The sequence below is a fragment of the Sulfurimonas sp. HSL3-2 genome, assembly GCF_039645965.1.
Taxonomy (GTDB): Bacteria; Campylobacterota; Campylobacteria; order Campylobacterales; family Sulfurimonadaceae; genus Hydrocurvibacter; species Hydrocurvibacter mobilis.
Window position 1 is genome coordinate 1803355 of record NZ_CP147917.1, and the last position, 14340, is coordinate 1817694.

A 14340-nucleotide genomic window follows, 5' to 3' on the forward strand; every position below is an offset into this window, starting at 1 on the left:
TGTTTTTACAACAGTATCGAACTGACAATTCCTAAGATTCCTCCAAAGACCCCGCCCCAGACGACAAGCCATCCAAGATGTTCTTTTATGATACTCTCGACCATCTCTTTGACCATCTGCGGAGTAATCTCTGCTAGTCTTGTATCAATCACTTTTTCGATCGAATCAAGCATATCGTTACTGAGGGTAGAACCTTGAAGGTGATTTTGCAGGGTTGCGTTAAATGCATCAGACTGCACGATATTTATCACGGCTGTCTTCATCTTTGAGCTAAACGGTTCACGCAGTCCTTCCAGAGCTCTTTCTCCGCCGAACATCCCAAGCATCCCTCCAAAAGAGGATTCCATAACAGTTTTAGTAAGGGCATCATAAGCGGGTGAAAAGTCTGTTTCTTCGATGATCGGGACAAGATCTAACTTCTTCTCCTCTTTGGCAAAAAAACCGTCAAGCTGCTCTTTTGTAAAGAACTCTCTCATCATAAGCTCTTTTATGCTTGCTTTAAACGCTTCGAACTTCGAAGCGATCACACCCGAACCGTAAAGAAAAGGGACTTTTTCAAACAGCATATGAATTGCAAGCTGATTCGTGATAGAACCGGAGAGTGCAAAAAGACCGGCATATAAAAAGTATTTTGAAAATTCAGTAGGAAGTAAAAAGGAGACACCTACCAGGATGATAGATATCAGATTAGTTATAAAAGATTTATTTAACATATAGACCTCTATTTTGGATTAAAATCGAGATTGCTAAACTTATTTTTTTGGAGAAAAAGGAACGAGTGCACTTCCCCAAGTCAGACCGCCGCCGAATGCATCAAGAAGCATCATATCGCCGCTTTGAAGTCTTCCGCTTTCATAGATGTCGTTTATTGCCATCGGTATAGAAGCACCTGAAGTGTTTCCATATTTTGCGACAGTTAAAACGACCTGCTCATCTTTCATATTGAGTGCATCCCCGACAGCTTTAATGATACGATAGTTTGCTTGGTGAGGAACAAAATGTTTAATAGAATCAGATGCGATATTATTCGTCTCAAGTATCTCTTTTACATCGTTTGTCAATGTTCTGACAGCTACCTTAAACGTCTCGTTACCTTTCATCTGCATATAAGCACCTGCAGACTCTGATCTTAGACCATCATGGATCGAACCCGAACCGCCGTCCGGTGTCATAAGAAGTTCAGCGTAAGAGCCGTCGCTTCCGGTATGGACATCGATGATCGCCTCACTTTTATCTTCAGTCGCACTGATCACAGCAGCACCGGCACCGTCTCCAAAAAGGATACATGTAGCTCTATCTGAGTAGTCTGTAATCTTACTAAGTCTCTCAGCACCTACGATAAGTACGTTCTTTTTAAGACCTGATTCAACAAAGGCTTTGGCAACATTTAACGCATAGATAAAACCAGTACATGCTGCAGATATATCAAATGCCATGATATTTCCAAGACCTAGCTTATCTGTTATGATAGTCGCTGTTGAAGGCATACAGAAGTAATCAGGTGATATCGTCGCACATACAACAAGGTCTATCTCGCTTTTATCTATGCCTGATCTCTCGATGGCAAGACTTGCAGCTTTAACACCCATATCGCTAGTCGTCTCATTGTCAGCTGCAATATGGCGTTCTTTAATACCTGTACGTTTTGTTATCCACTCATCGGATGTATCTACCATCTTTGCTAAATCATCATTTGATAAGATTTTTTCAGGTACATAAGCTCCAATTGAGCGAAAAGCTGCATACATTATTATTTTTCCTTTGACTTTATAGCTTCTAGGCGGTCTTCAATATGTTGATTCACACCAGTATCTATATATCTAATAGCTTGAAATATAGCATTTTTTATAGCTTTTGGGTTACTTTTTCCGTGACTCACGATTGCACAACCCTTAATACCGATCAGTGGAGCTCCACCTACTTCAGCATAATCGATCTCTTTTTTAAGAAGTTTAAAAACTTTTCTCATCAAAAGTGCACCAGTAATCGCTATTGGCGATTTACGGATATAGTCTTTTATCAGTATACTGATAGTCGATGCAACACCTTCTGATGTCTTAAGGACTAAGTTGCCCACAAAACCGTCACATGTAATTACATCACAACTACCATTAAAGATATCACTGCCTTCGACGTTACCTTTAAAGCCTTTATAGCCTTTTAAAAGTTTAAAAGCCTCTTTTGTAAGTTCATTCCCTTTAGAGTCCTCTTCACCGTTAGCTAAAAGACCGATGCTAGGTTCAGATATTTTAAGCATATCTTCTGCGTAGCATCCACCCATTACGGCAAATTGAACCAAGTGTTCAGGTTTAGAATCTACATTAGCTCCGACATCCAGTAAAACTGAACGACGACCCATCTTCGTAGGCATCAAAGTAACAAGAGCCGGACGAAGAACATGTTTTAATCTTCCGAGTCTCATTGTAGCTAATGTCATAGTAGCACCGCTGTGACCAGCTGACACAACACCATGAGCCTGTCCCTCTTTTACAAGTTCAACAGCTTTATAAATACTGCTCTCTTTGCGTTTTAAAGCATCTGTAGCAGCATCATGCATACTGATCACATCATCAGCATCAACAATAGAAACTTTATCTTTATATCCCTTAGGTAATAAAGATAAAATTTCATCTCTTTTACCAACTAATATAGGGTGAAACTTTCTTTTTTTAAGAGCAAGAACAACTCCACTTACGATAGGCTCAGGACCAAAGTCCCCGCCCATTGCATCAATAGCGATTTTCACCATTGATTATTTGTACTCACCAGTAGTTGGATTGATGTGGTGTGGTAATCTGTAAGTTCCGTCAACGTCTTTTACAGGACGTTTTAAACTAATTTTGTAATGTGTTCTACGTTTTGCAGAACGTGCGTGTGAAACGCGTCTCTTAGGTACTGCCATTTTTATTTCCTTTCTTTAGTTATTTACAATCTTCACAGCTATGATAGCCACTTTTTATCAACTCTATTTCAGAGTTTAATAACTCTTCAATATTAATATTGCCATCAAAAGACTCGACAACGTCATAATCTTCTCTCATACCGCTATAAGCACCGTCACTTATTAAGAATTCTACATTCTCATTAAGCGGAAGTACTACATCGTTTGAACAAAGATAGCAATCCAGATCAAGAGATCCGGTTATAGTAGCTTGTAAAAGTACAAGATTTTCGCCATCATACTTCAAACTACCTTTAAAAACAATATTATTAGATTCAATACTGAAATCTAACGGTGTTTTAGTAACTTTTCTGAAATTAATAATCATAAAAGTAAATTACGAAATCTCTTTTTCTGCAAAGAAAAATGCTATTTCTACAGCTGCATTTTCTAATGAATCACTTCCGTGAACTGCATTAGCATCAATGTTTTCTGCAAAGTCAGCACGGATAGTTCCAGCTGCAGCTTCTTTTGGGTTTGTAGCCCCCATAAGATCACGATTTTTCTTCATCGCGTCTTCACCCTCTAGTACAGATACAACAACCGGTCCACTTATCATAAAATCAACTAAATCATTGAAGAATGGGCGCTCACTGTGAACAGCATAAAACGTTTCAGCATCTTTACGAGAAAGTTGAAGTTTTTTTGTAGCTGCTATTCTAAGACCATTGCTTTCAAAACGATCCAAAATTTTACCGATAACACCTTTTGCTACTGCATCAGGCTTGATGATAGATAACGTACGTTCCATCAGTACTCCTAGTATATATAAAAAAATAGAGTGGAATTATACCCAAATAAAAGTATATTTTTAATTAAACTACAGATATTATGTTTAAAAGGTAAATATTTTGAAAAAAAGAGGGAGGATTTATAGGTATCGTGAAGATACCTATAAGTTGTTTAATAACTGTTATTAGTCTACTATGTTCTCGCGGTTTTTACGAGCATCAGCACTAATATCAGAACGGAATGGCATTTCAGCGTCAGCATCTTCCATTACGTAGTTTTTACCGCCAACATAGTTAGCGCCTGAGAAGAAATCTTTATGAGCTGAATCAAATGGCATATCCCAAGTGATACATCCCTCAGTTGGACATGCAGTTGCACATGCTGGCTCATCGTGATGATCAACACATTCTACACATTTATCTGGGTACACATAATATAGTTCTTCACCCGTTGGGTTATCATCCTCATCTACAATTGCTTCTACTGGACATTCATCAATACAAGCACCACAGTTTATACATGTATCATTAATAATTACTGCCATGTTATCTCCTATTTTTAATTCTAGTAACTATAAACAAAACTATTTTAAATCAAGCTAAAAGACAACTATATTTCAGTCTAAAATAACAATATGTTACATTTGTTTTGATATAGTAATTATTATACATTACATAATGTTTTCTTTTACATGTAATAGTACCTCTATTACATGTAAATAAGGGCTTTTCTTAGAGAGAAAGATACTTTTTAATATCATCTACTCTGTCGGTTTTTTCCCAGGTAAAATCATCGTCTTCACGACCAAAATGTCCATATGCTGCAGTTTTTCTGTAAATTGGGCGAAGCAGGTCTAAAGAAACAATAATCCCTTTTGGTGATAGGTCGAACAACTCTTCCACACACTTTTCTATCTTCTCTTCCGAAACAACAGCTGTACCGTGAGTATTTACCATGATAGAAACAGGTCTAGCGACACCGATGGCATATGCCACCTGAATAGTCGCACGATCACATGCACCTGCAGCAACTAAGTTTTTAGCAACATGTCTTGCTGCATAAGCTGCACTTCTATCAACTTTCGTAGGGTCTTTTCCAGAAAATGCACCGCCTCCGTGAGGACATGCACCACCGTATGTATCGACAATGATCTTACGTCCTGTAAGTCCTGCATCACCTTGCGGTCCGCCTATCACGAATTTTCCTGTAGGATTGATATGGTAAACGACATTATCACTTAACAACTCTTCCGGAATAACTTTTTTTATTACTTCGTTGATCATATCTTCATGGATCTTCTCTTGAGAAACTTCAGGTGCATGCTGTGTAGATATAACGATAGTCTCTACTGAAACCGGCTTCTCATCAACATACTTAACACTGATCTGTGCTTTACCGTCAGGACGAAGATATGGAACCGTACCCTCTTTACGTACCTGAGCTAAACGCTCCGTAATACGGTGAGCAAGATAGATAGGAAGCGGCATCAAAACATCCGTTTCTCTACAAGCATAACCGAACATCAGACCTTGATCTCCGGCACCTATCTCTCCACTTGCCTGATCTACACCTTGATTGATGTCAGGCGATTGTTCTCCAATTCCATTTAAAACGGCAGCTGATCTATAATCAAAACCATACGTTGCATCTGTATAGCCGATCTCTTGGACTACTTTTCTGGCAATTTCTTGCATTGGCGCATAAGCCGTTGTTTTCAGTTCGCCTGCAATTACACAAAAACCATTTGATACCAATGTCTCACACGCAACACGTGCCGACGTATCATGTTCAATAATATAATCCAGAATTGCATCACTGATCTGATCTGCCATCTTATCAGGATGCCCTTCTGTTACAGACTCTGAAGTAAATATATACTCTTTAGTCATCGATTTCCTTTATTGAAATACAAGGTCCTGCCTCATAAGTCAGGGCGATTATATCTAAAGGATATTTAAAAAAAAACAATTATTTAAAAAACAATAAACTATTTAATATTTATAGGGTAAAATTTCTCCACAAATAAATTTTACAAGGAAATAAAATGTTAGTAACAAACAAAGCTCCGGATTTTACTGCAACAGCAGTTTTAGCAGACGGCTCGATCGTTGAGAACTTCAACTTAATGGAAAACCTAGGAAAAAAAGGTGCTGTACTTTTCTTCTACCCTTTAGACTTTACATTCGTTTGTCCATCTGAGATCATCGCATTCTCTCATAGAATCGAAGAATTCACAAGTCGTGGTGTAAATGTTATAGGTGTATCTGTTGATAGTCAATTCTCACACTTTGCTTGGAGAGAAACTCCAGTTGAAAAAGGTGGTATCGGTAGAGTAAAATTCCCGCTTGTTGCTGACTTAAGTAAACAAATTTCAAGAGACTACGATGTACTTTTCGGTGAATCTGTAGCACTTCGCGGTTCATTCTTAATCGATGCAGACGGTACTGTTCGTCATGCTGTCATCAATGACCTTCCACTTGGACGTAACATCGATGAAATGATCCGTATGGTCGATACTATGATATTTACTAACGAGCATGGTGAAGTATGTCCTGCAGGATGGACTAAAGGTGATGAAGGTATGAAAGCTTCTACTGAAGGTGTTGCTGAGTACTTAGCAAAACACGAAAAAGATCTATAATATTATTATAAACTGAGAGCCTATGCTCTTGGTTTATTTGCAGATGTAAACTCTACTGCTTTTTTATCTACAAATATCAACTCTCTCCAACTTCTTTTCGGCTTTATCAAAATTAATCTTTTCTCAGATGTGGCACGTGAAAGTGCAACATAAAACTGAGACGGTGCAAAGATCTCATTTGTTTCTATTATCAGATCCTTTATACTCATCCCTTGTGACTTATGGATCGTAATAGCAAAAGCCAGAGCTATAGGATATTGATAGATAGAAAAAAGTTTCTTTTCAAGGCTCTCTTTTTGTCCCTCTTTCTCCTGTTCGATCCAGATGGTCTTATGCTGTGCGACCTGTTCTAGTTTCACGACAGTCGCATCACTCTTTTGTACGTAAACATATCTCTCATCAATATTGACTATCAATCCTCTTTCGCCGTTAAAGTAGTTCCAGGCATTTTTTGTAAAAAGTACCGGGACACCGATCTTAAGTTCTAGTTCTTTAATGATTCTAGCATCCGACAGGTAGCGTTCTATCTGAACATCTTGAACTGATTCGTCATGTTTGATTATTTCACACTTTTTGATAAAAATGTCACCGTCTATATATGAGAGTTGTCTTTTATTATGAGCTGCTGCACTGCTGTTTTTTCCAAAAAGCAGAGTGAAGTTCTTCAGATCTTCTGTAAAAGGTTTTACAAAACCATCCAGTATCTCTGCAGATGAACTGTCTAATAGGCCAAATCTAATAGAATTCAATAAAGATATAAACTTATCATCATCGACTCTATAGATTTTTGTAAGCTCTATTGTCAAAAAATCAAAATTTTTCCATGACTCGGACTCAAAAGCAAAATCTACTGAACCGTAGCCCCTTACAACAGGCGGAAGCTGTAAAAAATCTCCGACTACTAAGATGGATCCGTTGTACTCTGCTTGTAGAAGTCTGAATCTTACAAGATCAAACAAAGATGAACTTATCATCGAGATTTCGTCTATTATGATGAGACTGATGCTGGACAGAATATTTTTTAATTTTTTAGTGATTTTTATTTTTGAAGATTGCTCTAATTCAGACAGATCATTACATATACCAAGCTCTAAAAAACTGTGTAATGTTTGACCGTTGATCAAGGTAGCTGCCATTCCTGTAGAAGCAAGTTTTGCTATTTTTTTGGAATCTTTTTCAAATGTATCAATGATATCGTTGACTAAAGTCGTCTTTCCGACACCTGCGCCACCGGTTAAAAAAACATTTTGATTGTTATAAAGATGAGTTACGATAGTGTTTTTCAAAAATATATCTTTACATGTAGATCAAGAATTTTAACATAGCTATGTTTTACAATGATTTAAAAATGATTTGATTGTTTATTGATTGTTATTAGATATGAAGTAGTAAATCCGATAACTAGGCGGCGACCTACGTTTCCACACCTGAAAGGTGCAGTATTATCAGCGATGGGAGGCTTAGCTTCTGGGTTCGGAATGGGGCCAGGCGTTTCCCTCTCTCTATAGCCACCTAGACAATCGGATATAAAAGCACCTAGATGCGCTTATATCCAATTGCTATGGATTTACAGGGGGTTTAGTATTGTTAAAGTCAACAGGTCGTATTACAACAACAGACCACTCTTACACTAAGTAAGGCAGTGAGCTAAAAAAAAGACGAACGTACTATTAGTACTGGTCAGCTAAACAGATTACTCTGCGTACACATCCAGCCTATCAAGCTTGTAGTCTTCAAGCGTACTTCAGGGAAAGTTCATCTTGGAGTTGGCTTCCCGCTTAGATGCTTTCAGCGGTTATCACATCCGTGCGTAGCTACCCAGCGATGCTCTTGGCAGAACAACTGGTGCACCAGTGGCACGTCCAACCCGGTCCTCTCGTACTAGGGTCAGCTCTCCTCAACTTTCCTACGCCCACGGAAGATAGGGACCGAACTGTCTCACGACGTTCTGAACCCAGCTCGCGTACCGCTTTAAATGGCGAACAGCCATACCCTTGGGACCTGCTCCAGCCCCAGGATGCGATGAGCCGACATCGAGGTGCCAAACCTCCCCGTCGATGTGAGCTCTTGGGGGAGATCAGCCTGTTATCCCCGGCGTACCTTTTATCCTTTGAGCGATGGCCCTTCCACACAGAACCACCGGATCACTATGACCGTCTTTCGACTCTGCTCGACGTGTATGTCTCACAGTCAGTCCGGCTTATGCCATTATACTCTACGGTGGATTTCCAACCCACCTGAGCCGAACTTTGTAAGCCTCCGTTACTTTTTAGGAGGCGACCGCCCCAGTCAAACTACCCACCAGACATTGTCCTCGCACGAGATAATCGTACCAAGTTAGCTATCAGAATATTCAAGGGTGGTATCTCAACGATGCCTCCGTAGACACTGGCGTATCTACATCAACGGCTCCCACCTATCCTGCACATGAATATCCCAATAGCAATGTCAAGCTATAGTAAAGGTGCACGGGGTCTTTCCGTCTTTCCGCGGGTAGGAGGAATTTTCACCTCCACTACAATTTCACTGGATCCCTGGTTGAGACAGCTCCCATCTCGTTACGCCATTCATGCAGGTCGGTATTTAACCGACAAGGAATTTCGCTACCTTAGGACCGTTATAGTTACGGCCGCCGTTTACTTGTGCTTCAATTCAATGCTTCGCAGAGCTAACAAATCCTTTTAACATTCAAGCACCGGGCAGGCGTCACACCCTATACATCCTCTTACGAGTTAGCAGAGTGCTGTGTTTTTGGTAAACAGTCGGGGGGACACTTTGCTGCGACCTTTTCTTGCTCCAAGAGTAAATCTCTTCACAATAAAGGCACACCTTATACCGAAGATACGGTGCTAGTTTGCAGAGTTCCTTAACCAGGGTTCTTCCACGCGCCTTAGAATACTCATCTCACCCACCTGTGTCGGTTTACGGTACGGGCAACGGCTGTTCTCGCTTAGAGGCTTTTCTCGGCACGACAGTATCAACGATTCAACTCGCTCTCCGAAGAGATTGAATTGCCTGTAAGATCTCGGAATATTGCAGCACGGATTTGCCTATGCTACTTCCTACGTCCTTCGACCCACTATTCCATCAGTGAGCTCGTTTAACTCTATGCGTCCCCCTCACTCAAATGAACAACCGTCGGTATCGGAATATTAACCGATTTGCCATCGTCTACCCCTTTCGGACTCGACTTAGGTCCCGACTAACCCTACGATGACGAGCATCGCGTAGGAAACCTTGGGTTTACGGCGAAGGGAATTCTCATCCCTTTTATCGCTACTCATGCCTGCATGCTCACTTCCAAGCGCTCCACCACTCCTTACCGGTATGGCTTCTACGCTGCTTGGAACGCTCTCCTACCACTCATAGTAAACTATGAATCTAGAGCTTCGGTGTACATCTTAGCCCCGTTATATTTTCGGCGCAGAATCGCTAGACCAGTGAGCTGTTACGCTTTCTTTAAAGGATGGCTGCTTCTAAGCCAACCTCCTGGTTGTCACAGCAACTCCACATCCTTTTCCACTCAGATGTAACTTTGGGACCTTAGCTGCTAGTCTGGGTTGTTCCCCTCTTGACGATTGATTTTATCACCCACCGCCTGACTCCCGAGGTTGCACATACAGTATTCGGAGTTTGATAGGGTTTGGTACCGCGGTAGGCAGCCCTAGCCCTGTCAGTGCTCTACCCCTGTATGCTAATGCTCGAGGCTATACCTAAATATATTTCGGAGAGAACCAGCTATCACTGAGTTTGATTGGCCTTTCACCCCTATCCACAAGTCATCCCGAGACTTTTCAACGTCAATGGGTTCGGTCCTCCACTGGCTCTTACACCAGCTTCAACCTGCTCATGGATAGATCACTCAGTTTCGGGTCTGCAGCATCTGACTATGTCGCCCTATTAAGACTCGCTTTCGCTACGGCTTCGCGTTCGCTTAACCTTGCCAGATACCACAACTCGCAGGCTCATTATGCAAAAGGCAGTCCGTCACACTTATATATAATAGTGCTCCGAATGATTGTAAGCCATAGGTTTCAGGTTCTATTTCACTCTGCTCACCGCAGTTCTTTTCACCTTTCCCTCACGGTACTGGTTCACTATCGGTCTGGTAGTAGTATTTAGGATTGGAGGGTGGTCCCCCCTGCTTCAGTCAAGATAACACGTGTCCCGACCTACTCTGGATCCTGCTAGCTTATCGTCGATTTCGATTATGGGGCTATCACCCTCTATGGCCACTCTTTCCAAAGTGCTCATCTATCGACTCAAATGCCGTATGCAGTCCGCAACCCCAAGTGCAAGCACTTGGTTTGTCCTAATCCCATTTCGCTCGCCGCTACTATGGGAATCTCGTTTGATTTCTCTTCCTTTGGGTACTGAGATGTTTCACTTCCCCAAGTTCGCCCCCCGTAGGGTAACATGACTCGCGCCATGCTGGGTTGCCCCATTCGGATATCCCCGGATCAAAGCTCTTTGGCAGCTCCCCGAGGCTTTTCGCAGCCTAATACGTCCTTCATCGCCTCTACCAGCCAAGGCATCCACCTATGGCCCTTAATATCTTTTTTCTAAGTTGATCTATTTCTAGATCGTGCGCTCACTGCCTTACTTAACATAAGACAGTGATCTGTTGTAGTTGTAATTTCAATCCATAGAATCGCTTCTATTTCTTTACTTTAGTTGACTTTAACAATAATAATTTAATGAACTTCTTAGACTTAAAAGTCTAATATCAAATCTATACTCATAGTTCTGATATTAAACTTCTTCTCTACTCTCTTCTTTAAGCACTTATAACTCAAATGGTGGGCCTACCAGGACTTGAACCTGGGACCTCACCCTTATCAGGGGTGCACTCTAACCAGCTGAGCTATAGGCCCGAGAATAATCTAAATGTGAATGAACTTAGATCACTGAAAACTAAGCAAGTAAACAACTTAATAACTAACATCTCGTGTGAGATTTTCTTTGTATTGCATCTAAGAAACGAATCTTAATGCTTACTCTAGAAAGGAGGTGATCCAACCGCAGGTTCTCCTACGGTTACCTTGTTACGACTTCACCCCAGTCGCTAATTCCACCGTAAGCGGTAGCCCCCCGAAGGTTAGCTTCCCGATTTCGGGTGAAATCAACTCCCATGGTGTGACGGGCGGTGAGTACAAGACCCGGGAACGTATTCACCGTAGCAATGCTGATCTACGATTACTAGTGATTCCAGCTTCATGCTCTCGAGTTGCAGAGAACAATCCGAACTGAGAGACGCTTTAAGAGATTGGCTCCACCTCGCGGTATCGCAACTCTCTGTACGCCCCATTGTAGCACGTGTGTAGCCCTGGCCGTAAGGGCCATGATGACTTGACGTCGTCCTCACCTTCCTCCTCCTTACGAAGGCAGTCTCGTTAGAGTGCTCAGCCGAACTGTTAGCAACTAACGACGAGGGTTGCGCTCGTTGCGGGACTTAACCCAACATCTCACGACACGAGCTGACGACAGCCGTGCAGCACCTGTTTTCAAGTTCCCCGAAAGGCACTTCCGTATCTCTACAGAATTCTATCAATGTCAAGGCCAGGTAAGGTTTTTCGCGTATCTTCGAATTAAACCACATGCTCCACCACTTGTGCGGGTCCCCGTCTATTCCTTTGAGTTTTAATCTTGCGACCGTACTCCCCAGGCGGTTCACTTAATCTGTTAAGTGCATCACCGAGATGACAAGCATCCCGACGACTAGTGAACATCGTTTAGGGCGTGGACTACCAGGGTATCTAATCCTGTTTGCTCCCCACGCTTTCACGCCTTAGCGTCAGTTATGTTCCAGGAGATCGCCTTCGCTTTCGGTATTCCTAGTGATATCTACGGATTTTACCCCTACACCACTAATTCCATCTCCCCCTCCCATACTCTAGGTTACCAGTTTCAAGTGCAGTTCTACAGTTAAGCTGTAGGATTTCACACCTGACTTGGCAACCCGCCTACGCGTCCTTTACGCCCAGTGATTCCGAGTAACGCTTGCACCCTCCGTATTACCGCGGCTGCTGGCACGGAGTTAGCCGGTGCTTATTCATTAGGTACCGTCATTTTCTTCCCTAATAAAAGGAGTTTACACACCGAAATGCGTCATCCTCCACGCGGCGTTGCTGCATCAGGGTTTCCCCCATTGTGCAATATTCCTCACTGCTGCCTCCCGTAGGAGTCTGGTCCGTGTCTCAGTACCAGTGTGGCGGATCATCCTCTCAAACCCGCTACCCGTCATCGCCTTGGTGAGCTCTTACCTCACCAACTAGCTGATAGGATATAGTCTGATCCCAAAGCGAAAAGACATTTCCCGATTAAGCTTGAGCTTAAAAGGTGTATCCAGTATTAATCACCGTTTCCAGTGGCTATCCCGGTCTTTGGGGCACATTAACTATATATTACTCACCCGTGCGCCACTCGTCAGCAAAGAGCAAGCTCTTCCTGTTACCGTTCGACTTGCATGTGTTAAGCACGCCGCCAGCGTTCACTCTGAGCCAGGATCAAACTCTCCATAATTGGTTTGTCTAATCTTTGCCCAAGATTGAAAAATCATTGGCTTCGCCACTATCCGAAGATAATGGTCTTTTATGTATGTATCTAAACATATATATAATATATGAATAGACGGTCAAGGAAACATTTTAGCTTACGCTAAAAGCGGTCCCCTTGTTTTGTGTTATTAGTTATTTAAGTAAACTCAAAAACTGCTAACTTTCGTTAGTTATCTTGTCATTTACTTGCTTAGTTTTCAATGATCTCAAACTAGAAAAACTTTCGTCTCTCAAGGCCTAAACTTTAGGTCTCATCGTTTGTGGACGGGAATTATAGGAAAATTTTAATTCAATGTCAAGAGGTTTTCGAAAGAATTTTAGAGAAATTTTTAAATTTGTTGATTTATGTAATTTTTTTATTAAATTAGTAGTAATATTTATGAAATAATATTATATTTCATAAATATTTAGGAGATCCAGCCGCCGCCGATTAGTTTGTTATCATCATAAAAAACTGCTGCTTGCCCTTTAGCTACACCAAATACCGGTTCATATAGCTTTACTTCTGCTTTACCGTTGTCTATTTTGACACTGCACTTGACCGCTTTTGTTCTATATCTAAGCTTTACCGTAGATTCGAATTCAGTTCTGTCATCAAACATGTTAATGTCTCTTAATGTTACACTATAGCAAGCCAAGTCCTCTTTTTGTCCGACCACTATCTGATTTTTCTTCGGATCTATACTTACTACATAATGAGGATCGTGCGCACCTTTTACGGTAAAGCCCTTTCTCTTTCCTATTGTATAGTACATATAGCCTTTATGTTCACCGACGACATTACCTTGCATATCGAGTACTTCACCGACATTATCAACATTGACATAATCTTTTAAGATATCCGTATAGGTTGTTTCGACAAAACATATTTCGCTTGATTCAGGTTGTAATGCAAAAGACTCTAAGCCTTTAATAGAAGCAGCAAGTTGTTTAATATCACTTTTTTTGCGTGTACCCATTGGAAATAAAAGTCTTGGGACTATTGACTTATCTATATAGAAGAGAAAGTAGCTTTGATCTTTTGTATCATCTTCTGCTTGAATAAGATATTTTCCGTCATGTTGGATGTAGTGTCCGGTTGCAATATAGTCTGCACCTATCTTATCTGCAAACTTGACCATCTCACCGAATTTCAAGTTTCTATTACATAGTGCACATGGATTTGGAGTCTCGCCCTCTTCATATGTTTTAATAAAAGGATCGAATACTTTGTCTTTAAATATATCTTCTAAATCAAGTATATGGAGTTTTATTCCTACGAAGTCTGCAGCTTTTTGTGCTCTTGCTTGGTGGATCTCATGATATCCCGGCTTTGTATGCAATCGCATATATACACCTTCGACATCATATCCATCTTCTTTAAGTATTAATGCCGATACGGTCGAGTCAACACCTCCGCTCATACCGACTAAAACTTTTTTCTTCATCATTTCTCTTTTATATTCTATAAATTTATGATGAAATTATAA

Annotated in this window: 10 protein-coding genes, 1 tRNA gene, 3 rRNA genes and 1 pseudogene; 1 reads left to right on the plus strand and 14 read right to left on the minus strand. The window is 41.2% G+C overall.

Annotated features, from left to right (window positions below; genetic code table 11):
• Positions 1–5 precede the first annotated feature (5 nt).
• The 8 genes and pseudogenes from WCX87_RS09020 to metK form a co-directional block, all read right to left on the minus strand.
• Positions 6–713: a DUF445 domain-containing protein gene (locus WCX87_RS09020; RefSeq protein ID WP_345979370.1), complete on the minus strand. Its 708-nt coding sequence runs from the start codon at positions 711–713 to the stop codon at positions 6–8.
• 39 nt (positions 714–752) lie between these two features.
• On the minus strand, positions 753–1751 hold the full coding sequence (locus WCX87_RS09025) for a beta-ketoacyl-ACP synthase III (RefSeq protein WP_345981107.1): 999 nt from the start codon (positions 1749–1751) through the stop codon (positions 753–755).
• Complete coding sequence (plsX, locus tag WCX87_RS09030) at positions 1751–2749, minus strand: phosphate acyltransferase PlsX (RefSeq protein WP_345979371.1); 999 nt, start codon at positions 2747–2749, stop codon at positions 1751–1753. The genes WCX87_RS09025 and plsX overlap by 1 nt, the downstream gene beginning before the upstream one ends.
• Before the next feature lie 3 nt (positions 2750–2752).
• A complete protein-coding gene (rpmF, locus tag WCX87_RS09035; protein ID WP_345979372.1) occupies positions 2753–2902 on the minus strand; it encodes a 50S ribosomal protein L32 in 150 nt (49 codons plus the stop codon).
• Positions 2903–2921: 19 nt separating this feature from the next.
• Positions 2922–3188 carry a hypothetical protein gene (locus tag WCX87_RS09040; protein ID WP_345979373.1) on the minus strand — a complete coding sequence of 89 codons (267 nt, stop codon included), beginning with the start codon at positions 3186–3188 and terminating at the stop codon, positions 2922–2924.
• 90 nt (positions 3189–3278) lie between these two features.
• Positions 3279–3692: a nucleoside-diphosphate kinase gene (gene ndk / locus WCX87_RS09045; protein ID WP_345979374.1), complete on the minus strand. Its 414-nt coding sequence runs from the start codon at positions 3690–3692 to the stop codon at positions 3279–3281.
• Positions 3693–4010: 318 nt separating this feature from the next.
• A pseudogene (locus WCX87_RS09050) lies at positions 4011–4217 on the minus strand (4Fe-4S binding protein); the annotation flags it as partial.
• Between the two features lie 187 nt (positions 4218–4404).
• Positions 4405–5562 (minus strand): methionine adenosyltransferase, encoded by a 1158-nt coding sequence (gene metK, locus WCX87_RS09055; protein WP_345979375.1) that lies wholly within the window; start codon positions 5560–5562, stop codon positions 4405–4407.
• A 155-nt stretch (positions 5563–5717) separates the two neighbouring features.
• Between metK and WCX87_RS09060 the strand changes: the two genes are divergently transcribed.
• On the plus strand, positions 5718–6314 hold the full coding sequence (locus WCX87_RS09060; protein WP_345979376.1) for a peroxiredoxin: 597 nt from the start codon (positions 5718–5720) through the stop codon (positions 6312–6314).
• A 20-nt stretch (positions 6315–6334) separates the two neighbouring features.
• Here WCX87_RS09060 and WCX87_RS09065 read toward each other — a convergent pair whose 3' ends face one another.
• The 6 genes from WCX87_RS09065 to mnmA form a co-directional block, all read right to left on the minus strand.
• A complete protein-coding gene (locus WCX87_RS09065; protein WP_345979377.1) occupies positions 6335–7600 on the minus strand; it encodes an AAA family ATPase in 1266 nt (421 codons plus the stop codon).
• 114 nt (positions 7601–7714) lie between these two features.
• A 5S ribosomal RNA gene (gene rrf, locus WCX87_RS09070) occupies positions 7715–7830 on the minus strand.
• Positions 7831–7963: 133 nt separating this feature from the next.
• Positions 7964–10876 (minus strand): 23S ribosomal RNA (locus WCX87_RS09075).
• A 235-nt stretch (positions 10877–11111) separates the two neighbouring features.
• A tRNA-Ile gene (locus tag WCX87_RS09080) sits at positions 11112–11188 on the minus strand.
• A gap of 129 nt (positions 11189–11317) precedes the next feature.
• Positions 11318–12836: ribosomal RNA gene (locus WCX87_RS09085) — 16S ribosomal RNA — on the minus strand.
• The 16S, 23S and 5S rRNA genes sit together here with 1 tRNA gene alongside, the layout of an rRNA operon.
• A 442-nt stretch (positions 12837–13278) precedes the next feature.
• Positions 13279–14301: a tRNA 2-thiouridine(34) synthase MnmA gene (mnmA, locus tag WCX87_RS09090; RefSeq protein WP_345979378.1), complete on the minus strand. Its 1023-nt coding sequence runs from the start codon at positions 14299–14301 to the stop codon at positions 13279–13281.
• Positions 14302–14340: the final 39 nt, after the last annotated feature.

Bases quoted from the DNA above. Each gene is read 5' to 3' on its own strand.
- WCX87_RS09020 (WP_345979370.1), bottom strand. From the start codon at position 713: ATGTTAAATAAATCTTTTATAACTAATCTGATATCTATCATCCTGGTA.
- plsX (WP_345979371.1), bottom strand. From the start codon at position 2,749: ATGGTGAAAATCGCTATTGATGCAATGGGCGGGGACTTTGGTCCTGAG.
- rpmF (WP_345979372.1), bottom strand. From the start codon at position 2,902: ATGGCAGTACCTAAGAGACGCGTTTCACACGCACGTTCTGCAAAACGT.
- ndk (WP_345979374.1), bottom strand. From the start codon at position 3,692: ATGGAACGTACGTTATCTATCATCAAGCCTGATGCAGTAGCAAAAGGT.
- metK (WP_345979375.1), bottom strand. From the start codon at position 5,562: ATGACTAAAGAGTATATATTTACTTCAGAGTCTGTAACAGAAGGGCAT.
- WCX87_RS09060 (WP_345979376.1), top strand. From the start codon at position 5,718: ATGTTAGTAACAAACAAAGCTCCGGATTTTACTGCAACAGCAGTTTTA.
- mnmA (WP_345979378.1), bottom strand. From the start codon at position 14,301: ATGATGAAGAAAAAAGTTTTAGTCGGTATGAGCGGAGGTGTTGACTCG.